The following is a 24,477-nucleotide window of genomic DNA, read 5'->3' as shown; positions in this document are numbered from 1 at the left end:
TAGAAAAAAGCAAAAATAAGCAGGTTGGCATCATGTTAAAAGCATACCACATGGGCTGAAATTCGCTAATTTTCAACTAAGCTAATGCAATGTGATCATCGGTCGGGCGTCAGTGTCTAATTGAAAAGTGATTACGTCAATTGTTTGAATAAATCCGTTAACGTGGATCGGTTATTCATTCTATTGGTATTACAAGGAAGTCGTGCGACTGAAACTTGAGGAGCAATGTATGCAAGTAAATTTAGAACGTCTAAAGTCGACCTTATTTGCGCTCGCGGAGTTCGGCTACAACCATGAAGATAAGGGAATTTATCGCCAAGGGTTTAGTGATGAAGATTTTGCTGCACGGAAGTGGTTAATGGAGTGCGCGCAGAATGAGGGGTTTGTTAGCCGTATGGATGGTGTTGGCAATGTCATCATTGAAATGACTAATCCAGATATCGCAGCGAAGCCCGCTGTGATTATTGGATCGCATCTCGATAGCGTACCTGCTGGTGGAATGTTTGATGGCACGCTTGGGGTGATTGCTGGATTTGAATGTCTACGTGTATTAAAAGAGCAAGCTGCACAGTTAGATAGGCCGGTGTGGGTGATAGGCACGAGTGAAGAAGAAGGACGTTTTGGCGGTATGATTGGCGCTCAAGCCTTAACCGGAAAGTTAACGCCACACCAGCTTTTAACCAGCCATGATGCAGATGGTTATATGCTGACCGATGCAATGCGCTCTCAAGGGTTAGAGCCGATGGACGCACTGAATGCTCGGCTCGAGCCTGAGCAAATCGACAGCTTTTTTGAGCTACATATAGAGCAAGGACCAGTACTAGACCAAAAAGGGGTTCAAATTGGTGTTGTTGAGGGGATATCTGGCGTATTTAAATGGATCGTTAAGTTAATTGGCAAAGCCGATCACGCAGGAACCGCGCCGATGGAAATGCGCAGTGACGCTTTTATGGGGTTAGCTGATTTTGCTTACCAGTTAGATCGGATTATTGCTGAAGATGGAACAGATACTACTCGCATCACGGTAGGTAAGGCTGAGCTCAAACCAGGATTTGCCCATACGATAGCTGGGGAGGTTGACTTTACCATAGTGGCGCGAGATATGGATGAGACGGTCATGGAAAACCTTGAAAATGCCTGTCGTAAAACACTCTCTGCCATTGCTCGTAAGCATCACCTCATGTTTGAATATGAACAGGTTAGCTGGCTATCACCGATGAAATGTAGCCCTGAGGTGGTGGAGTTTATTAGCCAGCAGGCAGAGGCTTTATCACTTAACTATCAAATTATGCCCAGCGGTGCGGGTCATGACAGTCAGTTTTTTTCTGAGATTTGCCCAACAGGGTTGATATTTATTCCCTCTCTCAATGGTGTCAGCCATGCACCTGATGAGTGGAGTCATTGGCATGACGTTGAGGCTGGGAGCAATCTACTATTGCGATGTATTAAAGAAAAGGCATTAAAAACATAGGTCTACAAGCTTATTCTTGATCTTAATTCAGACTGAGTGACTAGACAAATTTGATCCATGGTCTAGTCTTTGATACTACTAGAATAATGTGGATAGCAAAGCATGTGGGCATGTTGAATACGATGTCTGGTGCTAGGGAATATGAGGATGTGGATCGCCCGAGTCGTCACCTTGGTTTTACTTGCTGCGAGCTTTAATGGGCTTGCCGCCTCATTGAGGGTGAGCGATGAGGTCGTGACTGCTGGCTTTATTACTCTGCATATCGAACGGACAGGCCCTCCACCTGAGCAAGATACCGAGCTCATTATTCAGCACCTTACCACACCATACTCTGTTTCATTGTCGCTGAAGCCAACTCAGCAAGCGGTAACCGTTAGTGGCTTAGCAGATGGTGACTACCTCGCAACCTTGGGCGTACCATCGGCTCATACAGCGCCAGCTTCAGTTTCTTTCACCGTAAACCATCACAACCTCACTTTTGCCCTCGCGCTGTTTGCACTGGGTTTATTTTTATTTGCGCTACTGGTTGTGCTGATTGTGGTAGGGAGTAAGCAAAGCCGTATTAAGGAAGCGCGATGATTGATGCTTCGTTGGCGCTAGGGTTGGCCTTGGCATTCGCATTACTGTGGGTGCTATTTGGCTGGTGGATCGGTCGTAGTGTGCAGTCACACAATGAATTTGCGCTTGCGGGCAGAAATGTAGGGCTCGCGTTTGCCTGCGCTACGGCTATGGCTACTTGGGTGACCAGTAACACCACTTTGGTGGCACCTCAACTGACTTATCAATTTGGTGTATGGGGCATGATAGGTTATGCCTGTGCAGCATTTGGATTACTGTTATTTGCACCGCTTAGTCAACGCATAAAAAGTCTATTACCCCACGGCTACACCAGTGGAGACTTTATTCGTCTGCGCTTTGGGCGTTTTTCTTGGTGGGTGTTTTTGCTGATCTCTTTTGTTTATGCCATGAGTTGGCTGGTTAGCTTGGGCATGGCAGGCGGCATTTTATTAAATACGTTAAGTGGTTTGGATTACCACCTTGGCATGTCAATTATTTTGCTGATGTGTGTGATTTATACCTTGTTTGGTGGATTAAAAGCGGTCATAGCCACCGACTTTCTTCAAGCCATTATTATCTTGGCAGGAGTGGTGGGCATTGCCATTGTGGTTGCTACCAATATCGGGTTAGAGCCAATCCATCAGAAGCTCAGTGGCGATCATCCGAAGCTGCTCGACCTGTTGTTTCCAGCTGCTGTGATGTTTTTATTCAACAATATCTTTTTCGGTTTAGGAGAGATCTTTCACAGTAACGTGTGGTGGTCACGGGCATTTGCTTTTAAGGGAGGCGTGGGCAAAAAGGCGTACTTTATTGCTGGATTACTTTGGTTACCTATTCCTATTGTCACCGGATTTATCGCGTTGGCGGCACCGAGCCTCGGCTTGTACCCTGCAAGTGCAGACATGGTTGGGCCGCTGGTGGCAAGCCAAGTGCTGGGCTATGCGGGCTCTATTATTCTGTTTATCGTGGTGTTTTCAGCGTTAGCATCGAGCCTAGATTCCTTGCTTGCCGCAACTTCTGATCTCATCAATCAAGATATTTATCTGCAATACATTAACCCAAAAGCGAGTGACAGCCAGCGGCTTAAAAGCGCCAAGTGGATTATTGTCATCTTAGGCGTAGTGACTTGGTTATTGTGTTTGCCAAAAATCGCCACTTTGGGTGCCTTGTTGAATTTTGCAGGCGCTTTTGTTGCGAGCACCATTTGGCCTATCGTGTTCGGTTTGTATTTTGCGCGAATGACGGGCAGTAGCGCGGGCTGGGCAATGTTGCTCGGCACTGTGTCGGGTTTAGTGGGGTATTTTTATATTGGTTTTTATGTCGCTGCATTAATTTCCTGTGCAGTGTCATTGGTTATTTGTGTGGTTGCATGGCGTTTTAGTCAGCAATCATTCCATTGGCAAGTGTTGGGCGCACAAAGCAAAGTGGAGGATGTATGATCTCGTTGACCGCATTTTCTGGCTTAATTTGGCTGGCCATTGTGCTCAGTTGTTTATGTCCTGTTGTCCTTGTCGTTATGTTCCTTATTGATTATAAGAAGAGGCAGTTATGGTAAGTGCGCAGCAAGTAGAGTTTGATCGAGCGCAGCCGGATGTATATGGGGATGCACACCCTAAAGCGCTACTCAGAGCGATACAAGAAGATGGTGACAGGCTTCACAGTCTAGAAAACAAACATATTATTAGTGTCGACCACCTAGACCGAGATGTGCTGATCCAGTTATTTAGACTCGCCGCTAAGTATGAGAGTAATCCTGCAAGATTTAGCTCTCCGTTAAGTGGCAAAATCTTGATCAGCGCATTCTATGAACCTAGCACGCGCACGCGCCTCTCGTTTGAGAGTGCATGGCACAGATTGGGGGGCGATATTATGTCGATCACTGACCGCTCCTCAACTGGGATTGCCAAAGGTGAATCGCTACAGGATGTCGCTGAAATGTTCAACAACTATGGTGACTGTGTGGTGTTACGGGATACCTCGGTAGAGTCCATAGAAGAAATGATCCACAGCCTACGGATCCCAATTATCAACGCCGGTAACGGCATTGATGAGCACCCAACACAAGCGATGTCTGATCTCTATACGATTTTTAAATGGCGGCCATCGTTGCTGCTGCCCGACAGTGAAGCATTTAGCCCAATAAAAATTGGCGTGATTGGGGTGCCAAGCCAGATGCGTACGGTACGCAGCCTGCTAAAAATGTTTACACACTTTCCACGCATTGTAGATGAAATATTCCTGCTCTACGACGAGAGTGTTGAGGAAGCGGTGTCGAGTGAGCAACTAGCACAGCTTGAAGAAGCTGGGGTTAAGGTATCAATTGGTCATGATCTTAATGCCGTATTACCTGAACTCGATGTTGTGTATATCAACTCAATTGCGTGGGTTGGTGAAAGCTTCGAAACCTATGGTAAGTCGTTTAAGTTGAGCGCCGATTCTCCCTTTAAGCCCGAGGCTATCGTGCTGCATCCGTTGGCGCGAGGAGAGGAATTATGTACCAGTTTGGACGCAACACCGCACAATTGGTACTTTAGCCAGGCACGTGGTGCCGTCTTTTTACGTCAAGCGTTGTTAACCTGTATGGTACAGCGTGCCAGTACCGTAATGGATGTGATTTAGGGAGTTATTATGTGCGGAATTGCAGGTATTTTTTCAAAGCAAGCGCAAACACAATTAGATGATCAATTACTGGTAAATATGGCTGCTATTCAACATCATCGCGGCCCTGATGGTTTTGGCTATAAACAAATGGCAGGGGTGGGATTTAGCCATGCCCGACTGTCGATAATTGACCTTGATGAGCAACGAGGGCGACAACCTTTTATCAGCTCTGATAAGCGCCTAATGCTGGCACACAATGGCGAATTTTATGACTATGCTCGGATCCGAGCTGAATTAGTCGCAAAAGGAGCAAGGTTCCAAAGTAAGAGCGATTCAGAAATTGCCATGCATCTGTATCAACAGCTTGGTCTCGAGGAAATGCTGACGAATCTGCGCGGCGAGTTTGCATTTTCTTTGTACGATGAACACACAGATACTTTGCACTTAGTGCGAGATCGCTTTGGGATTAAACCTTTGTATTACACCCAAACAGAAGATGAAATTGTGTTTGGTTCCGAGCTCAAAGTGTTGTTTGCACATCCAAAAGTAAAGCGACAATTCTCAAGCGAAGGGTTATTTCATCAACTCATTCAAGTCATGGTGCCCGGTAGTACGGCGTTTGCGAATGTACATCAAATTAAACCTGGGCATGTCGTGAGTATTACACGAAGTGAGCAGGGGTTTAGTATCGAAGATAAACCCTATTGGGATGTCAACTTTCCACCGGCACAGGGATACCTCAATAGTAAAGACGAAGACTACTATATTGATGGCGTGCGTAAACAGCTGCTAGAGGCGGTACAACTAAGGCTAACCGCCGACGTGCCTGTGGGGTGCTATTTAAGTGGCGGTATAGACTCATGCGCCATTTTGGGATTGTCTTCGGCCGCAGCACAGGCGCCAATTAAAGCCTTTACCATTGGCTTTGATAGTGCAGAGTATGACGAAACACCAATTGCAAAGCAGATGGCACAAGCCACCAAAGCCGATCATCATATTATGTCGTTAAGTGGTGATGAACTATATGGCCATTTTGAGCAAACCTTATGGCACACCGAACGAACTATTTATAATACCCTTGGTGTTGCTAAATACTTGATGAGCCAACAAGTTAACGAATCAAATTATAAAGTTGTGATGACCGGAGAGGGCTCCGATGAGCTATTTGCCGGTTATCCCGCATTTAGAAAAGATCTATTTTTGTATGGTCTAGATGAGCTAGATGACGCTGAAAAAGCACAGTGGCAGGCAATGCTGGAAGACAGCAATAAGTTGTTTAAAGGGGCGATGTTATCGCGTGAACAATACGACAGTGCGGCATTAGATGAAGTCGTAGGCTTTACACCGAGCTGTCTACAGCCTTGGCTATCGTGTAGCAATTTTGCCCATCAACTCGTTGCTAACCAGCATAGAGAGAGGCTCACAGGGTATGACCCAGGGAAGGCAATAGCCGAAACTTTGGACAAGGCTATGTTGGAGTCCCGCCATCCTCTGGACAAGGCCCAGTATGTGTGGATTAAGACCATGCTCGAAGGGCAAATATTAACTTGGGGTGGAGACCGCGTAGACATGGCTAACTCGATGGAAGCTAGACCTGCATTTTTAGATCATCATCTTGCGGAGTTTGCTTTTACTATTCCCCCTCAATTCCGCATTAAAGATCGTAAAGAAAAATACGTGTTGCGTGAAGCAATGAAAGGACTATTACCAGAGGTGTTATACGAGCGCGAGAAGTTTGCATTTATGGCGCCTCCAGCACACTCAGATAAGAAAAAGTGGACTGCTATGCGGGTACTGGCCGATAAATACTTGTCTAGACAAGCGATAGAAGCTGCTGGATTGCTGGACTTTGAAGCTGTTAATAGATTATTCGAGCTACATGAGTCACCAGATGCTGATGATTCACTCAAAGTGCAACTCGATGCAGTGATCAACCACTTACTTGGTGTGCAAATATTGCATCAGCAATTTATCGCGGCAGACCTACCACAATTTGCTGCTGCTGAAGCAGAACGCCTAGGTTGGAGGGCAGCTACAAACTAACGTTGGTCTTATTGGTATAACAGAAAATAAGGTAATAAAAAGGCGATGCACCATTGAGCGCATCGCCTTTTTGGTATTAATCCCTAAGATTAAAAGTAATAACCGAAGTTAATGTTGAAGCGACGCTCGCTTTCATCACTGTCGCCTGCGATTGAACCGCCGATAAAGGGTTGGTTTTTCGCGTGAACTAGATCAACGTAGGTGAAGAAGGCACCTGCGGCGAGTGAAACACCTGTGACGTTCATCCAAGTATCTTCAGTGTTATCGGATTTATCGTAAATAATACCGAAGTCATTATAAAACTGTAGGTCAGTGATCGGGCCAAACTCAACGGGTAGGTTGTACGCTACGTTAAAGTTCGACATCGTGGCTTCTGCTGCAATCGAATCATAAAACGCATAAGCACCGACGGCCATACGGTTTACGTCATCAATATCGTAATTGTATTCACCGTGCTGCAGTTGCAGGTTCCAAGGACCGATGTTGCTATTTAAATGCAGTGCCCAAGCGTTATAGTCCCCTGCACGATCGTTCCCATCGTGAAGACCACCGGCTAGGCCAGAGACGCCAATTTCAGTTGTGCCACCGTTGTGTTCAAAGTGATATGCATAGCGACCAACAAAGGTATTATACTCACCTATTGGTTGAGCTGGGTTGTCATAAACGCCATCACCAGCTTTGCGAAAGCCCACCACATCGTATGAGTAGCGATCACTACGGTCATCTACATAACCATCGACACCACCTAACTCATCGTTTTTGAAAAAGCCAAGATCGAGTTGCCAGTTATCTGCTACTTTACGTTTAAATACCACACCCATATCGTGATCGTCTTCAAGACCAATGTAATAAGTGGTGTTAAAGAACCAGTTGTGAGAGTTGTAAGGTGAATTACCAAAAGGCACTTTGGTCATACCAACCTGTGCTTGCCAATGGTCGGCAAAGTCATAATCTAGGTAGGCATATTTCACCGCGGTCATATAATCGAAAAAGCGGATCTCAGCATTTAAGCCGAAGCCACCCACATTTCCAGAGAAGTTGAGTCTGAAAATGTCAAAGTCAAAATCACCGCCGCGATTCTTATTGTCATCGTCATAAGACGTGTGACTGAAGTTAGTTCGGATCGCACCACCGACTTTGATACTCGGCTTTGGTTCTGCAGCTGCGACTTTGGTTGTGGTCTCAGCTTTCGCTTCAGCTTTTTTAGCTTTCGCGAGTTTTTCCTGTTTTGCTCGCGCCTGCTCTTTTTCCTCTAGCTGCGTGAGTTTCTTTTGAAGTTCAGCCAATTGACGCTTTAATAGGTCAATCTCTGAGTCATTGGCAAGCACCGAATTAGAGCAAAGTGCCAAGCCTAATCCAAGTGAGATAGTTGAAAGTTTTAACATAGTTATCCCGTTGTTAAATGGTTGAGCGCAAAAACCTCTTACGAATAATAGACTACAAAGGCCATTTTTGCAGAAGGAGATGACATTTATGGTCTAAAGATTAAACATTTATAATAACATTGTTGCCTACCAGACCTCAAAGTTACACCCTATTAAACCATATTTAGCGTCGGCTGACCTTTTGAGTTTGTTTTTTCATCAGTTTGATTGGTGTTTATACAAGTTGAGCTAGCATGGCCTTTCGAAAATGACGAGCAGACGGCAATAGTTGGCAGGCCCTTAGGAAATACTAGGCGGGCAAGTGGCTATATTGGGTGTCATTCTTGCCGAATAGGATATCTCTCACTATATTTTTATAATCAGTGAAATGGTGTTTATTCATGAATATATCGCAAAAGTTAAGATTATCCTTCGCGGCAGCAATTGCCTTGCCGTTACTCATCATAGCTGGACTAACCATCAACGAAACACGGCAGCAGGGAATAGAAGCTTTTTCTGAGTTAAGCGATAGGGAAGCGATCCAAGTTGATAACGGTATTCAGATGTTTTTTGATGAAATTGCAAAAAACGTGGACTATTTAGCCTCGCATCCTGACGTATTAAATGCTCGGCAGGGTGTGAAAACCTATATGGCTGCATCTTCTGCTAGCCAACTTAACTCAATGGCTGGTAGTGATACAGAGCGTGCAGCTTATACCTTGTTTGAACACTTTGGTAAAACGCATCCTGGTATTGCGTACATTTACATGGGAAACCAGCAAGGAGGTTATATTCAATGGCCGCTTGGTGAAGTGAATGCTAACTATGATCCAAGGCAAAGACCTTGGTATCGAACGGGTCAAGGAGGCAGCGGAAAAACGATCCGTACTAGTGCCTACTATTGGGCACCTGACGATATGGTCATTGTGTCAACAGTGAAGGCGGTTAAAGCCGCTGGCCAGATTGTGGGTGTGCAAGGGATGGACGTGTCGCTAAAAGGGCTAACTAAGATTATTCGAAATATCAAACTGGGTGAAACAGGTTATCTAATGCTGGTAGAAGATACGGGCAATGTGCTTGTTGATGCAAAGTTTGCTGAACATAGATTTAAAAAGCTAAACGAAATAGCCAATGGCCGTTATCGAGCGCTGGCACAAAATGGTGACGGTTTATTTGAGATGGAAATTGATGGTAACGACTATTTTGCCAATATTTACACATCACCTAAATTAGGCTGGAAATTTATTGGCTTAGTTGAGAAAAACGAAGTAATGGCGGCATCCAATGCCATGACTTGGACAATACTCATTCTCAGCGCTGTCTTAATTGCCATATTTGTGGTCCTAGCGAACTATATCTCCAAATTGATTTCGGCACCTATTGTTGAGGTGAGTGATGGACTTACTGAAATCTCCCAAGGTGGCGGCGATTTAACGCAACGCTTAGATATTAAAACTAAAGACGAAACCGGTAAACTCGCCACTAGTTTTAACCAGTTTTTGAACTTGATTGCGGAATTGGTTGCGCAAATTAATGAGTGTGCGCAGCAGGTTAACGAAACTTCTAAACAAACCGCTTCACAGTCTGATCAGCTCACTGGGGCGACGAGCCAACAGCAACAGGCGTTGGAGATGGCCGCTACGGCAATAAATGAAATGGCGGCGACGGCAAATGAGGTAGCTGCTAGCTGTGCCAATGCAGCTGAGCTTGCAGGGCAAACGCAACAAGCGTCAGAACTTGGTCAGCGTGTTATTACCGAATCGGTAGAGAGCGTCACAACCTTATCCGAAGTGATAAATAAAGCGACGTCAGACATCATGCAGCTCGACACAGAAAGCGAAAACATTATGTCTATCTTGAGTGTGATCCGTGGCATTGCTGAGCAAACTAACCTTTTGGCTCTCAATGCGGCCATCGAAGCGGCGCGTGCCGGCGAGCATGGGCGAGGCTTTGCGGTAGTCGCCGATGAGGTGCGAGCATTGTCTCAGCGCACTTCAGAATCGACGGAAGAAATCGCATCACAGCTTGATAAGCTCAGAAAGATGACAGAAATGGTGTCGGGCGAGATGAAGCGCAGTTTGACGCGAACTGAGAAGACTGTGGAGCTGACTAATTCTGCCCAGCAACAATTTACCGAGATCACTCAAGCTATTGTCAATATTAGCGATTTAAACACGCAAATTGCGACAGCAGCAGAAGAGCAACAACACGTTGCTGAGGATATTAATCGCAACGTTGTCGAAATCAAAAATGCAGCAGACAGTGTTAGTGATATTGCCGTTAATACCAACCAAAATGGTGTGAGATTACACAAACTTTCAAGTTCACTCACTGAGTTGGTTGGTAAGTTTAAGGTGTAAGGCGTTGGTCATATCATTTAGGCCTAAGGCTTATTCAATTTTAGGGAGTAAATCTGGGCCTAACCGCGTTAAATACTTTTTATTAATAACAACTAAATAGCAAATCTTTTGCCTTGCCGACAAGAGCGTCGGCATCTTGGTGTGAGCAGAGTGCGGTAGCGGCTTTATCGATAAAATTTTCTCGTCTCAAAATAAGCTAATTGGTATCAAAAAGCATATGGTCGGTTGCACCATGCCGCTTTTATGACCGCGAATTGAATAAGTTTCAAAATGGTTTGATAACAGTTTACTCGTCTTATTTAAGTGGTAAGGTAGGGATATCATTGAGTTGACGTAGGAATCATCATGGAATTATCACCTTCAGTTTCAATCGAGCGCACCGAATCAGGTCTTGAGTATATTTGGGTCGACAGCGCATTTTGCCAAGCAAAAATCTTTTTACAAGGCGCTCAGCTTACTGAGTTTACGCCAACAGGAAAGGGTAATCTGATCTGGGTATCTGAAGCAGAAGATTATCTCGAAGGGAAACCGGTTCGCGGTGGTATTCCAATTTGCTGGCCGTGGTTTGGTGTGCATAGCAAAGCAGATTGGCCGATCCATGGTGTAGCGCGTAAGTTACTTTGGCGTGCTGATAGCGTAGAAGAAAAAAGCAATGAAATCACCGTTAAGCTCACTTTACCCATGACCTTGGTAGAAGAGCAGTATTGGCCATATAAATCGACCCTAGCCGTGGAGTTTGTACTTTCAGATCAACTTGCAGTGCGACTCACCAATACTAATACAGGTGATGAATCTTTTACGTTAACTCAAGCCCTACATACGTATTTTCCAACGCCTGAGGTGAGTAATACCACCGTAGATGGACTGCAAGGTGCTAAATATATCGAGTTTGGTGAAGGCCCATTCGATCAAAATGAAGTGGTTGGCTTTGCACGTGAAACCGATATGGTTTATACCCAAACGGGCCCTGTGCAAACCATTAATACACCCGCAGGAATTATTGAAGTGAAACGCGAAAGTTCAACGTCATGTGTGCTTTGGAATCCCTGGATTGAAAAGTCGCAGCGATTAAGCAACTTTAATGATGATGAATACCACAATATGTTGTGTCTTGAGGCTGCGAATGTAATGGATGATGCCGTGCAGCTAGCGCCTGGAGAAAGTCACACACTTGGCACTGTGATCCGCTGGTTGTAGAGTCAACTGCTGCGGAGCAGCTCTGCTCCGCACAACATCAAAATATAGAAGAATAAAAAACACGTCTATGGAAAACGCTACGATATTGGTTATCGACGATAACTCTGAAGTTCGTCTGAGCGCCGCTTTCTTTTTAGAAGAGCATGGCTTTGATGTAATAGAAGCCGAAACACCTGAGCTTGCTAAACCACTTATCGCATCAAACAAGGTTGCGCTGGCATTATTAGATATGAACTTCACCCGTGACACTACTTCAGGTAATGAAGGGTTAGCGTTTTTACACTGGCTGCAGACACAGTCTCACCAAGTGCCAGTGATTTGCATTACTGGGTGGGGAAATGTCTCATTGGCAGTATCGGCTATGCAGCTTGGTGCCTGTGACTTTCTTGAAAAGCCATGGGACAATCAGCAGTTACTTGAGGCGATACAGCAGCAATTAACCATCACTGCAAAGCAATCGAGTGCTACGCAGCAGCAGGCCCCTGCCACTGAATTTCAATGGCATTCCACTGCAATGCAGGGGTTGTATAAACAACTTGCAAAAGTGGCTAAAACGGATGCACGAGTTTTATTAACAGGCCCTAGCGGTGTCGGTAAAAGTTACCTTGCAAAGTGGCTACATCAACACTCGAACCGTGCTGATGGTCCATGGGTGGAAGTGAATATGGGCGCCGTGCCCGAGTCGTTATTTGAAAGCGAAATGTTTGGTCACAGTAAAGGGGCGTTTACGGATGCAAAGCAGCACAGAGTCGGCCGTTTTAAGATGGCGCAAGGCGGAACACTATTTCTTGATGAAGTTGTAACTATCCCGCTTGCTTTGCAGGCTAAATTGCTACGCGTTTTAGAAAACGGCTGTTTTGAGGTGGTTGGCAGTAGCCAGACTCAACAGACGGACTGTCGACTGATCTGTGCAACTAATGGCGCGCTCGAGCAATTAGTTGCTGATGGCAAATTTAGGGAAGACCTATTCTACCGTATTAATACCATCGTAATTAATGTACCGCGCCTTGCAGAGCGCTATGGTGACATTGTGCCTTTGGCTGAGTTCTTTGTGGCTAAGTTTAGTCATCAGTATGGTGAACCCGTGCGTCCATTAAGCGACGCTGTTAAAGCTGCACTGGTAGAATATACGTGGCCAGGTAACATTCGAGAGTTGAGCCATGTAATAGAGCGTGCGGTGTTGATGGCTGAAGGCAATGATATTGCTCTCAGTGATTGTCAGTTACGCTTTAAAAGTGCGCCAACGCTGGTATCTGACGGCGAGGGGCAAACGCTGCAAGCAGTCGAACGGCAGATGGTTGAGCAAGCGATGCTGCGTGCCCAAGGCAACGTCACTGTGGCGGCAAAGGCACTTGGTTTAACCGCTTCTTCGCTATATCGGCGTTTAGAAAAGTATGGCCTTAAAAGTACTAGCTAGTGCCGAGTGGCGACTCGGCATCTATTGTTCGTTGCTGACTCTAAGTTGTGCGACACTCGTGTGCTTAGTATTGCTGCAATCACAGCTGGACCTTGTATGGTGTGCGGTGATATCACTGAGCGTATTAGTGGGTTTGGGCGGTATTCAAGCTCAGGTCTTGGCTCACTTTAGACGCATTGCCATGCGCGCCAATTGGCAGTTAGAGGCCATTGCACAAGATGATTTCACGCAAACCATTAAGCCCCACTATACCAGCGGTGCCGTCGCTGAATTTGAACAGCGCTTGGTGGCCCTAAGCGTACAACTTCATAGCCAAAAACGTCGCTATCATAGCCAACAATTTATTATCTATCAGTTGATTGACAGCTTAAATTCGCCAATCTTGATGTTTGACGATAACCTCAAGCTAGCCTACGCCAACGGAGCATTTGAACTGCTTTACCATCGCCCATGGCAAGAATGTAAAGGGATGAGCTCCACCCAATTTGGTCTCATACAACGAGATAAACAGTGGCAATTTGATAGCGCATCACAGCAATCTCGCTGGCAATTGCAAAGCAGTGAGTTTTTTCAAGAAGGTAAGCAATTTTACCTGTTGGTTGCACTGGATATCACCAAGGCACTGCGTAAGAAGGAGCTGGCAGCTTGGCAGCATTTAATCAGAGTGATTAGCCATGAAATTCATAATAGTTTGACCCCGATAAGCTCCTTAGCCCAAACTTTACTGGCAAAAGCGCAAGGGCAAAAAGAGCAACAGGCATTGAGTGTTATTGGCCAACGTTGTCAGCATTTACGACAATTTGTTGGTCAATATGCAAAGGTTACGCGCACACCGACATTAGCCCGTGAACCGGTTTCAGTTTTGTTATTACTTACTTCGGTTGCGGCTTTATTTGATTCAACTGATATTAAAGTGGATTGCACTGTGAAGGGTCTAGAGCTTGATAAAGCGCTGATAGAGCAGGTGCTGATCAATCTTGTCAAAAATGCCATTGAGGCAAATACAGACACGGCTAAGTTGGTGTTGAAGGCGTATTATCAGCAACAACAAGCAGTTATTGAAGTGTTGGATAACGGCCCAGGATTTGCCAACTTGGACAATATTCTCACCCCTTTTTATTCTACCAAGTCTGCAGGACAGGGTATTGGTTTAACCTTTAGCCGCAACATCGTAGAACTACACGATGGACAGCTCCTATGTGAGAATACGGAGATAGGAGGGAGAGTGAAAATGATATTTTCTATTTGATAATAGTTATCATTAGCATATAATTAAAGTATCTTCATAACTAACCTAAACTCTGGATCACCAAGTAGTACCGATTAGTTTCTAGTTTACTTCCTCTAATTGGGCAAGCATTAAGGCTAAATGGTATAACTACGAGCTTAGGTTAATTTTTGGCAAGGAGCTTTGATATGGTATTAACCTACCTGCTAGCCTGCGTATTTATTTTTATCGCCTATACCTACTCCAAATCTTTTCAGCGTCAGGCACAAACAAAAGCAAAATGTGCTGTGTTATTAAGTGCGCTATTCATTGCCGTGGCTAAATGGCAGGCAGGGTTGAGTATGACGACGATATGTGTTGTTTTTGCAGTCTCCTTGGCGGTATTGAGTCTGTTTATCACGTTGGCACAACCACAACAGTAACGAGTAAAGTTTGCGCAAGAAATTGTTACTAAAAACCGCACTTTTCTTTTTCATCTCTTGATAAGCTAGGCGCAATTAAATTGTCTAGGAAAGGTTATGCGCACGCTGCTGATAATTTTTGTCGCGTTAACGAGCTTTGGTTTGCAGGCAAAATGGCAAACCATTAAAACGGAAAACTTCAATGTTCATTACCCTCAACCCTTACAACATTGGGCTTATTCGGCGGCGAATGAGTTAGAGGTAGTAAGAGAGAAGGTGTTAGCACAGCAAGGGCGGGCGCTTAACGAGCGGGCGGATGTGATCATCTATGACCCAGATAATGCGGCGAACGGGTTTGCTTTACCGAGCACTGATAAGCCTATGATGGCACTCTTAGCAACGCCGCCGCAGTCGGATTCTGTGATTGCCAACAATACCAGTTGGCAACAACTACTGATCCTGCACGAATATATTCATTTAGTGCACCTTTCACAGCCTAGTCGTAATCAGTGGCGACAACAGATCAGAGATTGGCACGATATAACTGATTTGCTCGATGCGGTATTACCCCGTTGGGTAAGCGAGGGATACGCGACCTTGCTAGAGTCTAGATTAACGGGGCGAGGACGTTTATATGATAACTACAGTGAGAGCATTGTGCGTTATTATGCACAGCAAGGTGCGCTACCTACTTATGCCGCGCTGAATAATGGCGATAAGTCTTATCTCTCTAACTCCATGGCTTATTTGGTGGGGGTGCGCTTTTTAGCGTGGCTTGAGGATAACTACGGAGCACAGACTCTAGATGCTGTATGGACAAGGGTTCAAGCAGTTCAATCTCGTCGCTTTGAAAGCGCATTTAGCGGTGCATTTGGTGCACCAGCCAGCCAGTTATACCGGCGTTTTGTTGTTGAATACAGCTACCAAGCTATGCAGCAAGAGTTGGCGTTGCCTCCAGTGGAAAGCGAGCTTTGGCAGCAGTTTGCATATGGTGCGAGAGACATTGTGTTGTCACCTGATCGGAGTCGGTTTTTAGCCGTAGAGCAGGACCGTAAACGCCGAGTCACCCTTAATATTTACGAAACCAAACCAAATGAAGAGGCAATTAAACAATTTAACGAGCGTAAGCAAGCCGTTTTAGCTGCCGATCCCAATGATATTCCGGATATTGCACCAGATGTTTTTCCAAAAAAGCGCCTTCTGCAATTGAATGCCCACCATTTTGGTGGAATCTACTACCCGCAATGGCTTGATGATAAGCAAATATACTTTGTGGCCAAAACACCAACATCAAACAACACCTTTATTAACGATTTGTTTGTTTGGCAAAGTGATACAGGCACATTAAAGCAACTGACACAAAGCGCAGGCATTCGCCGCTTCAGCATTATGGATGCCAACACCATAGTGGCTGAGGTCTCGCGTCAGGGTTATTCACAGTTAGTGAAGATAGCATTAGACTCTGGAAAGCAAACACCAATCACTGAAGCGATACTTGGCGATGTCTATGACTTTCCGGTGCTTGCAAAAAATAAGAAGACATTGGCTTATGTTCACGTTTCGCCGAATAAGCGTTGGCAACTTGCAATTAAAGATCTAGTAAGTGGTTCGGTTGACATAGTCTACTTACCTAAATCGCATCAGTATCTAGCGGCATTACAATGGTCTTATGATGACGGCTCACTCTATTTTATTTCTGGTATCGAGGGACATTTAACGGTAATGCGCTATAACCCAGCGAGTAAACTACTTGAAACCTTGCCGATGAGCGCTAAACCACTTCGACAAGTGCTGGTTGACTCGCAAAAACTATTCATCAGTTATGCCACGCCTGAAGGCGTCAAGATAGAGCAGTTGGTAGCGCCTAGTTGGCATGCGGTTAGCGTATTGGAACAAGTAGATAGCGCCGAGCAAAAGGCGCATCACCCTTATCAATTACCAGCGGCGAAAATAGATCAAACGGCACAACCTGCTAGCGATTATTCGATGTTTGACCAGTCTTATTCTGTTGCCTTATCCGGCGCACTCAACAGCGCCTCCTTTGATAATATTGGGGTGGCACTAAAAGGGCAAGATGTCCTAAGGCAGTTATCGTGGCAGCTAGGACTTGAAAAAAGCATCAATAATGGCGCGCTATTAGGAGGGTTTGCCCAGCTCGAATATCATCAGCATAACTGGGAAACAACATTGGATGTGGGATATCAAAACCTAGAAGCGGATAAGCAATCTAGTTTGATACTGAGTGAGGGGGATACGACCCGCTTTAAGCAGTTTGCGCTTTCATCTAGCTATCGTTTTGGTGACATGCTCAACTATTTGAAACCTGAGCTAGGCGTTGTGCGTTTGCAACAAGGGAGTGAGTCGTGGCATGGCGGACGTTATGGTGTTAATGGCCGCATGATTTGGGACGCGCAGCAACACGGTGCAGCAGTACAAGTAGTTGCAAATCAGTGGCTAGGTGAGCTCGACGGCTTTGATTATCGCTTAAATCTCTTTGCAAAAGCGTGGCATGTGCCATTTTATGCTGTGGTTGATAGTCGCTACAGTGGTGAAGTTCCTATATCAATCGGTGGTGGCGCACTTACTAGCACTAGTGTGAGTCATAAGCTGAATGTGATCAGTGAGCCGATGTTGCCTCATTTATTTGCCAGCGGCAGCCGCTATTTAGGCTATGAATTCGCAACTTCATGGCAGCAAGGTAGGCCTAAGCTTTTTTACAAACAGCATCAGCTTGATGGTGAGGTGATTGGGCAAAATTACGGCATTAAGATGCAGTTACCATTATCTAAGGTGGTTTTAGATAAGGCGGCCGACTTTGCTCCGGCTGGCTTGACCGATCTACAGTTTAGTGCAGGTGTTGGTCGTGTAGAGGGCCACAACATGGAGAATGAAAACCGAGTTTGGTTTAGTATTTGGTATGAGCTGTAGCAATTAATACCAAATGTATTAAGTAAATGAGCTATTTAATCCTTCAAATTGATTAGAGAATTAATTCAATTGGTATAAGTGAGCGGGAAAGCCCCGCTCACTTTTAACTGTTTGATTAATTATGATCGGCGATGACTTGTAATCCTGAATAGGCGGTGTAGCCTCGGATCATCACCCAGTAACGTCCAGCTCCTTCACTCAAGCTACAAGACTCCGTGTTACCGTAGCGGTAAGGTCGGCAAGTCCAATTGCTGGTTGTTGGCTCTGCATCTTTGAGCACGTACATATCAGCATCACCTGTGCCACCTGAGATATTAAAGGTGACATTATTAACACCGGCGGGTGCATCGTAATAAAAGAATACTTCGCTACCACTAGTACCTGATAACCCAGTTTTTGCTACTCCTTTGAAAAGCTTTTGCTCTTCACCTGGCAGCGTTACCGCAACTTGTTGTGTCGTAGAGGCAGTTTCACCATTACTATCCGTAATGGTGAGTTCTACATTGTAGCTACCAGAGTCGGTAAAGCTGTGTGATGTTTGTGCGCCCGAAGCTGATGCGCCATCACCGAACTGCCAATTATATTGCGTTATGGAACCATCCGGTGAACTAGATGCTGATCCATCAAAGCTGCAAGTTAGGTCGGTACAGCTGTAAGTAAACATAGCAACCGGCGTTGGATCTGTTGGACCATTATCACCCACTGGGATTTGACCGCCAAAGTGATTTGATACCTGAGGCCAGATTAAACTAATCTTGGCACCTTTGTTGGTGCAGCCACCTAAATGGTGAAGTGCAACAACATTATTCGTGGAAGCCGCAAGCACAGGTGAACCGGATGATCCGCCAATTGTGTCACAGTAGTATCCGATATCAGTGCCCGTGCCTCTACCATTGGCAGTGGCTTGGTTCACCGAGCAGAGGCCATTATTGTCTTGATCCGATTCAATAGATAGCTCCTTAGGGTTACCGGAGCCGTGTTGAGGAATATAAATTCGCTCCCCTTGCGATGGATTACGTACATCTAATCCAAAGTAACCAAACGGTTGGGCCTTGGCAAAATCATTGATGGTGAACAGGGTGTAATCTAGTGTGTAGTCGGTTTTTAGGAAGTCTTTACCCGTTACTTTGACAACGGTTTCGCGTTGACTGCCGTTACAGCTAGTGCTTTGATAGTTAAACCACACCTCGGTATTCGCGAGCTCAGATGCAGAGCCAACACAGTGATTGTTGGTAAACATGCGGTTATCAGCACCAACACGCCAACCAGTACATAAGCCACTTCCGTTCATGAGCAGCCGCGCCACTGGGCGTGAGCGTTCAAATTCTACAGGGTGCGATTGTGCCCAGCACTGTACGTCTTTACGCTCCATTGCGCCACAGGTTGACATGGGGGTGACATCGCTCATACTTTCGACAGTGGCTTGCCCTTCTGTGCCGTGGTAATAAAAATCGACTTCTGGCATTTTTCCAGCGTTATCTTGACCTGGCGTGTACTCAATTACCACCTTTTCTGCCGAGACCGACATCGCAGAAAACTGCTTAATACCATCATCGCCGAGGCTCGGGTCAATGGTGGCTGCGCGTAGGTTTGCTTGTGTGTACTCATAGCGCTCAGCGTTATCTTCCGAACGTACAATAAGCTTTCCGCCGTTTGCTAGATTAAGGTTACTAAAGTGCAGTTTGATGTAACTTGCACCTGGGTGTGAAATAGTTTGCACGACGGTTTGAGCTGATGTTGACGCATTAGCGGTGTTATTTTGTGCAATGAGTGGCAGGTTTAACTCGTACTTCTTACCAATCGTTGCTTTGCTAACCTTACTGGTGTACTCCATCATTTGCGATTCAGTTAATGGAGCTTGTGCCATCGCCAAACTCGATGCTAAACCTAATGCTGTGACAAGAATGTGTCGTTTCATTGTTATTCCTTTTGAGTGTGTAATGAGCCAACTAGTTAGTTGGCAGTGGTTCTACACCGAACTTTTAGTACACTGTAGAGCACTAAAAGTCATGGTGTTTTTTTGAACATCCACACACCAAAATAGAAACGATATTTTATTTTGTAAAGTTTTGTTTATATCAATTTAACATTGATTTTACTTTATCCATGCTATTTTTGTTTTTGGATCCTTTATTCGGTATCTGTGCTGTTGCTGATAAATTGGTTGAGCATGCCGCGCTTCGCGGTGTAGATGTCCTTTTTATAGGCTTCTCTGGATTTTTTAATCGCTTGATCAAAATAATGCGAAGCTGCCTCATAGCGTTTCTCTAGGTAGGCAATTTTTCCAAGTTCAACGTACACTTCAGGTAAGTAGTGATAATTAAGCAATAGAGGTTCAATTAGTTGTTTCGCTTTTATATAACGCTGCTTTTCAATATAGCTTGACGCTAAGCTCAAGGTGTCAAAAGGTGACGCTGGGCTTTGTTCTAACTGCTTTTGGATCGTATCTCTAAGCGCAACTTGGTCTGCAGGAATATAACTCAAATAATTGAGTAATAGGTTAGTACTGGTGAGCCGGTGTTGTATGGCGTAGTCGTAAATGCGTTTTGCACTTGCTCTGTCGCCGGCATGCTTGTGTAAAAGGGCGGCTATATTAATAATTTCAGGATCGGTGGGAGCATATTCCAGTGCGCTGGATAACAAAGAGTAAGCCATATTATAGTTTGCCTCCAATAAGGCTGACACAGCTTGGTTGGCATAAAATTTGGCGACCAAATCCTCATAGCGCGCATTGCCCGAAAACACACTGTCTTGATTTGGAAAGTAATCGATCACTGTTCCGCCAGACATTAACAGTATACTGTCATCTTTTTGTGCTTTGGTGGATGTAATTAACTTTGTCTTGAAGTGGCTTGAAGTCAGCACGAAGTGTCTATTCTTCTGATACATGGGAAAGCTGTCTACTTTAGCGTAACGCGTCTCTACACCTAATATATTGGCGTATGCTTGTGAGAGTATTGCCAAAGAAATACAATTTCCAGCTTGTTGACTTAGCGCTTCTTGAGCGATCAAGGTGGCCCCGTCATAGCTAAAATTCGCAACTTTTGCTTGAAGAAAGTTACCCAGTATTTCATCTTTGGTCATATTGCTGTTTTTGTAACGCTCGACATAATGCTGAATAGCTTGGGCTTCATGCTCTGGTAGTGAAAAGATTGCTTGCTCTGAGAGTACAGGTTGAGGTATAAAAAGCGCGTGGTTAAACATTGTGGTTACATCAACCTCTTGTTTTAAGTGCTTTTTTATTTCTGTGGTTGTATTGCAGCCTAGCAATCCTGTACAAATAAAGATGACTAACCATAGTTTCATTGTTACTCCCCTGTATTCATTTTTATACGCCTGTATTTTAACCTTGCCATCGCTTTAATCTGGATATGACACGTTAGCTTGTATTTTTAAGCCTAGTTCTTAAAATGCGCGCCTTCAAAAAATAAAACCTTAAAAATCATTGTTTTACAATTTGTTCTTGAAGGTTTTACAGCACTTTAACTTAGCAACAATTTAGACATTTGGAGATAGCATTGAGCGAATATTTACCGATCGTTTCTTCTTTCGTTTTGGTTTTAAGCTTTATTCCTTTGATTAGGAAGATCCGTAAAAATCGCAGTGCTTCTGGCGTATCGCTACTTATGATGAGCTTTGGTGTTGCTCAAAGCACCTACTTTATTGCCTACAACGTGTTCTTCGAACGTTTCTTTATGGTGCTACCCTTTGTCGTGACTGGGTTACTTAGTGCCCTAATTTTATATTACTTTGTTCGTTACAATTCAAGCGCAAAACAGCGTAATCAACTGGCGCTACTACTTGGTATTTCCACTCTACCATTCGCGTTATTGTTGGTTAAAGGCATTGAAGCGGCAACCTTGCTGGATGCATTAACGTATTTGGGCCTAGTGATGAGTTCAATTCGGGTTATGCCGCAAACCTATAAAACCATTAAAAGTGGCGATGTTTCAAACCTGAGCGCGAGATACTTCTCACTGCAGTTTTTAGCGGGCGGTATTGGTTTAGCTGCGGAATTGAGTTTGGGACATGTAAGTGTGGCTCACGTTCTGATGTTTGTTATGATCCTGCTGACGAATGCGGCTCAGCTAGGTTGTATCCAATATTACCGTTCTCGTCCAGCCTTGGCGTAACATCACTTCTAAATTAAAGTATGGAGAAGTTGATACGAGTGAAACACTCAGCATCAACCTCTCCATGGTCACCTCAGCCTAATGGCGATGAATTCAAGTAGTGCTCACCTTACGCTTCAAGCGCTTTGGTGATCATCCGATCAATATACGCTTTATGTGCTTTAGTGGCTTGGTCTGCACCCCATGCTGTGCTCTTATCCAAGATGCTTTGGAGTTGGAATAAAGCAGCGGCTTTTGCCAAGTTATCATATTTGCTGGCTTTAGTTAGGCCCGCAACATTGATTAGGCGAGTTACATACTCAATTTGTAGGTTCTGGCTTAATGTCGTAGCGTCTTTATCTGCAACAAAAATAGCACCCGTTAAGTCATTCATAAACGCATTTAGGCTATACTCATTGCCATAGTAGGTAGAGTCGCTGATACGCTGTAATACGTTTACGTGTAGCAATTGGTCGAGTACTGACTTTTGCATGCCTAGTACCATTTTATGCACTTTAGGATCTTCGTTTTTACCATAGTGACTAAAGCCGCGGCGTTGTGCCTGCATATAGTTGTACAGTGGTTGCATACTTTCTAGCACCTGCGGTGCAAAAACCATTTCCTTAAGTGCTGTCATCGCAGCTTTTTGGCGCTCAGCCGGTACTGGCATAAATGGTTTTGTATCACCTTCGGTGCCAACCACGTTACGCTCTACATACACCCCACCAATTTGACGTGAAATCACACGCGCTTGGCCACGATATTGGCCGAATAAGATATTGGCTGAAGTGAGTAATTGTTGGTGAGACTGGCCTTCAACACGCGCTTTATCCTTTAATTCGGTGAACAGCTTGTTGACGAGTGTCATGCGGTCTACACCATAAGTCACAGGATCGGAAGACAAGTCACCAATCATCACGCGAGGATCAATATGGCGACCCGGCGCACGCATATCATCGGCATCGTTACCGAACGCTAGACCATGCTCGTTTGAGCGAGATAAGATCGTTTCAAGACGTTGCTGCTCTTTTGCTTGATCATTGAGTGCCGTGCTGTAACCAAATTCAATTGCCCAATCATCATACGGGCCCGGTTTAGTTTGGAAGATATCACCTTGTTCCATACCAACAGGGGCAATGTTTGCGGGTGCATAGTCCATTACTGAGCCAGTTAAGATCCCTTGAGTTTTGGACTTGTCATGAATTTCTTTCGGCCCCCAAAGAATAGAAGACTTCATATTATGGTTAAGGCCTAGTGTGTGCCCAACCTCGTGTAACACAAGTTGCGTTAAGCCTTGGCGTAACAGCTCATTATGCTCAATATCAGCGCCCGTTGATAAGCTTGCTGTCATTAATTCGCTTTGCATTTCATGGCCAAGCGAGCAATTAAGCGTCTCGCTTGGTGTATCAGCACCATGGTGCATCTGACCTTGTGAATATAAAGTGTCGTAGATCCAACGGTTACGCATAAATACGTACTCTAACATGATGTCAGAGCCTAGGATTTGACCTGTTAATGGGTTTGCGGTAGCTGGACCGTAACCACCGAATGGAGGGCGTGGTGATGAGGTCCAGCGCAATACGTTATAGTTGATGTCGCCGGCATCCCACTTGGCATCATCAGGTTGCACTTTCACGACGATCGCATTTTTAAAGCCAATCTTCTCGAATGCACTGTTCCAAGCTAACACACCGTCGCGTACGGTATTTCGCCATTCCACCGGAGTGGTATTTTCAATCCACCATACGATTGGCTCTACTGGCTCTGAAAGCGAGGCGTTAGGATCTTTTTTGACCAAGTTCCAACGCTTGATAACATCTTTGTATGGAGCCCAATCTGGAGAAGTCTGCACATCAAACTGGTTAGTGAAGTAACCGACGCGAGCGTCATCATAGCGTGGCTGATAATCATTGTCTGGCAGAGCAATAAAGCTATGCTGTACTTTTAAGCTCACAAAACGCGGATCTGTTACTGCATTTGAGCCTTGGACTTTAGGATCTGGATTACTGAATACATAATCAACAATGATATCTAAGTTGTTGTTATAAGGACGGTGCTTGATGATGCGAGATTTTTTATCGTCCAATTTACCTAATGCAAAGCGCTTGCTGGCATTCTTGTCGCCTGCCCGTTTCCAAGGTGACACTTTATGGAGCGACTCACTTAAAAATAGCTTGTCTGCTTTTATCAGGATTTTACCATCTTCAGCTTTTTCAATTTCAACACTGGCTAATACTGCCTCACTGATATTGGCTTCACTGGCGTTGGCAATGGCTGAGTGTTCATCAAAAATAAATCGTGGCGTCTTACTGATGATATCAATACGGTCAAAATGTTTTCGGAATTCAATTAGCTTAGTTTCACGATAGCTACCACGGTAATGGCCAGCATCAAGAACACCATCAACGGTATGTGCAAAGTATAAAAAAGGCGTGTCGAGTTGTGACTCACTTAGTTGCATTAGGTACTCGCCACTTTCGCTGTCTTGGTAAAGTGGAAATAGGCCATCAATATTGGTTTTATTTTCAATCAGCGATGCGATTGTTTTTTCTTCTTCTTTTTTGTCTTTTTTAGCAAAGCTGGGAGCGCTGGCAAATGTCAGCGCGAGTGCAATGCTCAATGCGGTTTTTTTCATGTTGTTAGACCTTAATTTAACTGAGATGTAGACATGAATATCTCTTTAACTGCCGGTTTTAGCGCTGCGGCTAAAGTGACGTTGAATAGAGAGGCATACTCATAAAGCGATAGGCGACTCTTTGTCTAAACCTCAGGTGGAATGATGATAGTATTTGAGTGT

Annotated in this window: 16 protein-coding genes; 12 read left to right on the top strand and 4 right to left on the bottom strand. The window is 44.8% G+C overall.

Annotated elements, in window-relative coordinates:
- The first annotated feature begins 229 nt into the window (after positions 1 to 229).
- From CEX98_RS16235 to asnB, 5 genes are all read left to right on the top strand, one after another.
- The gene (locus CEX98_RS16235) at positions 230 to 1,471 is read left to right on the top strand and encodes a Zn-dependent hydrolase (protein WP_099643078.1); all 1,242 of its coding nucleotides are present in this window, start codon (positions 230 to 232) and stop codon (positions 1,469 to 1,471) included.
- A 147-nt stretch (positions 1,472 to 1,618) separates the two neighbouring features.
- On the top strand, positions 1,619 to 2,050 hold the full coding sequence (locus tag CEX98_RS16230; RefSeq protein WP_099643077.1) for a hypothetical protein: 432 nt from the start codon (positions 1,619 to 1,621) through the stop codon (positions 2,048 to 2,050).
- Complete coding sequence (locus CEX98_RS16225) at positions 2,047 to 3,468, top strand: sodium:solute symporter family protein (protein ID WP_099643076.1); 1,422 nt, start codon at positions 2,047 to 2,049, stop codon at positions 3,466 to 3,468. The genes CEX98_RS16230 and CEX98_RS16225 overlap by 4 nt, the downstream gene beginning before the upstream one ends.
- A 109-nt stretch (positions 3,469 to 3,577) precedes the next feature.
- A complete protein-coding gene (locus CEX98_RS16220) occupies positions 3,578 to 4,648 on the top strand; it encodes an aspartate/ornithine carbamoyltransferase family protein (RefSeq protein WP_099643075.1) in 1,071 nt (356 codons plus the stop codon).
- A gap of 9 nt (positions 4,649 to 4,657) precedes the next feature.
- Positions 4,658 to 6,673 carry an asparagine synthase (glutamine-hydrolyzing) gene (gene asnB, locus CEX98_RS16215; protein WP_099643074.1) on the top strand — a complete coding sequence of 672 codons (2,016 nt, stop codon included), beginning with the start codon at positions 4,658 to 4,660 and terminating at the stop codon, positions 6,671 to 6,673.
- Positions 6,674 to 6,762: 89 nt separating this feature from the next.
- Here the strand turns inward: asnB and CEX98_RS16210 are convergent, their stop codons facing one another.
- Entirely contained in the window at positions 6,763 to 8,058 is a 1,296-nt protein-coding gene (locus CEX98_RS16210) for a porin (RefSeq protein ID WP_099643073.1), read from the bottom strand.
- Positions 8,059 to 8,438: 380 nt separating this feature from the next.
- Between CEX98_RS16210 and CEX98_RS16205 the strand changes: the two genes are divergently transcribed.
- From CEX98_RS16205 to CEX98_RS16180, 6 genes are all read left to right on the top strand, one after another.
- Positions 8,439 to 10,397 carry a methyl-accepting chemotaxis protein gene (locus CEX98_RS16205; protein ID WP_099643072.1) on the top strand — a complete coding sequence of 653 codons (1,959 nt, stop codon included), beginning with the start codon at positions 8,439 to 8,441 and terminating at the stop codon, positions 10,395 to 10,397.
- A gap of 345 nt (positions 10,398 to 10,742) precedes the next feature.
- Positions 10,743 to 11,594, top strand: coding sequence for a D-hexose-6-phosphate mutarotase (locus tag CEX98_RS16200; protein WP_099643071.1), 852 nt, complete (start codon positions 10,743 to 10,745; stop codon positions 11,592 to 11,594).
- A 67-nt stretch (positions 11,595 to 11,661) separates the two neighbouring features.
- The gene (locus CEX98_RS16195) at positions 11,662 to 13,011 is read left to right on the top strand and encodes a sigma-54-dependent transcriptional regulator (RefSeq protein ID WP_099643070.1); all 1,350 of its coding nucleotides are present in this window, start codon (positions 11,662 to 11,664) and stop codon (positions 13,009 to 13,011) included.
- Positions 12,989 to 14,260: a sensor histidine kinase gene (locus CEX98_RS16190; RefSeq protein ID WP_099643069.1), complete on the top strand. Its 1,272-nt coding sequence runs from the start codon at positions 12,989 to 12,991 to the stop codon at positions 14,258 to 14,260. Before CEX98_RS16195 ends, CEX98_RS16190 begins: the two co-directional genes overlap by 23 nt.
- A 167-nt stretch (positions 14,261 to 14,427) precedes the next feature.
- Positions 14,428 to 14,661 (top strand): hypothetical protein, encoded by a 234-nt coding sequence (locus CEX98_RS16185; RefSeq protein ID WP_099643068.1) that lies wholly within the window; start codon positions 14,428 to 14,430, stop codon positions 14,659 to 14,661.
- Positions 14,662 to 14,757: 96 nt separating this feature from the next.
- Positions 14,758 to 17,568 carry a TolB family protein gene (locus CEX98_RS16180; RefSeq protein WP_099643067.1) on the top strand — a complete coding sequence of 937 codons (2,811 nt, stop codon included), beginning with the start codon at positions 14,758 to 14,760 and terminating at the stop codon, positions 17,566 to 17,568.
- Positions 17,569 to 17,683: 115 nt separating this feature from the next.
- Here CEX98_RS16180 and CEX98_RS16175 read toward each other — a convergent pair whose 3' ends face one another.
- Positions 17,684 to 19,486: a PKD domain-containing protein gene (locus tag CEX98_RS16175; protein WP_099643066.1), complete on the bottom strand. Its 1,803-nt coding sequence runs from the start codon at positions 19,484 to 19,486 to the stop codon at positions 17,684 to 17,686.
- A 212-nt stretch (positions 19,487 to 19,698) separates the two neighbouring features.
- Complete coding sequence (locus CEX98_RS16170; protein WP_099643065.1) at positions 19,699 to 20,874, bottom strand: tetratricopeptide repeat protein; 1,176 nt, start codon at positions 20,872 to 20,874, stop codon at positions 19,699 to 19,701.
- 212 nt (positions 20,875 to 21,086) lie between these two features.
- Here CEX98_RS16170 and CEX98_RS16165 point away from each other — a divergent pair, with 212 nt between their 5' ends.
- The gene (locus CEX98_RS16165; RefSeq protein ID WP_099643064.1) at positions 21,087 to 21,701 is read left to right on the top strand and encodes a PQ-loop repeat-containing protein; all 615 of its coding nucleotides are present in this window, start codon (positions 21,087 to 21,089) and stop codon (positions 21,699 to 21,701) included.
- Between the two features lie 109 nt (positions 21,702 to 21,810).
- Here CEX98_RS16165 and CEX98_RS16160 read toward each other — a convergent pair whose 3' ends face one another.
- Positions 21,811 to 24,315: a zinc-dependent metalloprotease gene (locus CEX98_RS16160; RefSeq protein ID WP_099643063.1), complete on the bottom strand. Its 2,505-nt coding sequence runs from the start codon at positions 24,313 to 24,315 to the stop codon at positions 21,811 to 21,813.
- Positions 24,316 to 24,477: the final 162 nt, after the last annotated feature.

It is taken from the genome of Pseudoalteromonas piscicida (assembly GCF_002744175.1).
Taxonomy (GTDB): Bacteria; Pseudomonadota; Gammaproteobacteria; order Enterobacterales; family Alteromonadaceae; genus Pseudoalteromonas; species Pseudoalteromonas piscicida_B.
This window is presented reverse-complemented; position numbering and strand designations above follow the sequence as displayed.

Bases quoted from the DNA above. Each gene is read 5' to 3' on its own strand.
- CEX98_RS16170 (WP_099643065.1), bottom strand. From the start codon at position 20,874: ATGAAACTATGGTTAGTCATCTTTATTTGTACAGGATTGCTAGGCTGC.
- CEX98_RS16195 (WP_099643070.1), top strand. From the start codon at position 11,662: ATGGAAAACGCTACGATATTGGTTATCGACGATAACTCTGAAGTTCGT.
- CEX98_RS16175 (WP_099643066.1), bottom strand. From the start codon at position 19,486: ATGAAACGACACATTCTTGTCACAGCATTAGGTTTAGCATCGAGTTTG.
- CEX98_RS16190 (WP_099643069.1), top strand. From the start codon at position 12,989: ATGGCCTTAAAAGTACTAGCTAGTGCCGAGTGGCGACTCGGCATCTAT.
- CEX98_RS16230 (WP_099643077.1), top strand. From the start codon at position 1,619: ATGTGGATCGCCCGAGTCGTCACCTTGGTTTTACTTGCTGCGAGCTTT.
- CEX98_RS16210 (WP_099643073.1), bottom strand. From the start codon at position 8,058: ATGTTAAAACTTTCAACTATCTCACTTGGATTAGGCTTGGCACTTTGC.
- asnB (WP_099643074.1), top strand. From the start codon at position 4,658: ATGTGCGGAATTGCAGGTATTTTTTCAAAGCAAGCGCAAACACAATTA.
- CEX98_RS16185 (WP_099643068.1), top strand. From the start codon at position 14,428: ATGGTATTAACCTACCTGCTAGCCTGCGTATTTATTTTTATCGCCTAT.
- CEX98_RS16200 (WP_099643071.1), top strand. From the start codon at position 10,743: ATGGAATTATCACCTTCAGTTTCAATCGAGCGCACCGAATCAGGTCTT.
- CEX98_RS16235 (WP_099643078.1), top strand. From the start codon at position 230: ATGCAAGTAAATTTAGAACGTCTAAAGTCGACCTTATTTGCGCTCGCG.
- CEX98_RS16205 (WP_099643072.1), top strand. From the start codon at position 8,439: ATGAATATATCGCAAAAGTTAAGATTATCCTTCGCGGCAGCAATTGCC.
- CEX98_RS16180 (WP_099643067.1), top strand. From the start codon at position 14,758: ATGCGCACGCTGCTGATAATTTTTGTCGCGTTAACGAGCTTTGGTTTG.
- CEX98_RS16225 (WP_099643076.1), top strand. From the start codon at position 2,047: ATGATTGATGCTTCGTTGGCGCTAGGGTTGGCCTTGGCATTCGCATTA.
- CEX98_RS16220 (WP_099643075.1), top strand. From the start codon at position 3,578: ATGGTAAGTGCGCAGCAAGTAGAGTTTGATCGAGCGCAGCCGGATGTA.
- CEX98_RS16160 (WP_099643063.1), bottom strand. From the start codon at position 24,315: ATGAAAAAAACCGCATTGAGCATTGCACTCGCGCTGACATTTGCCAGC.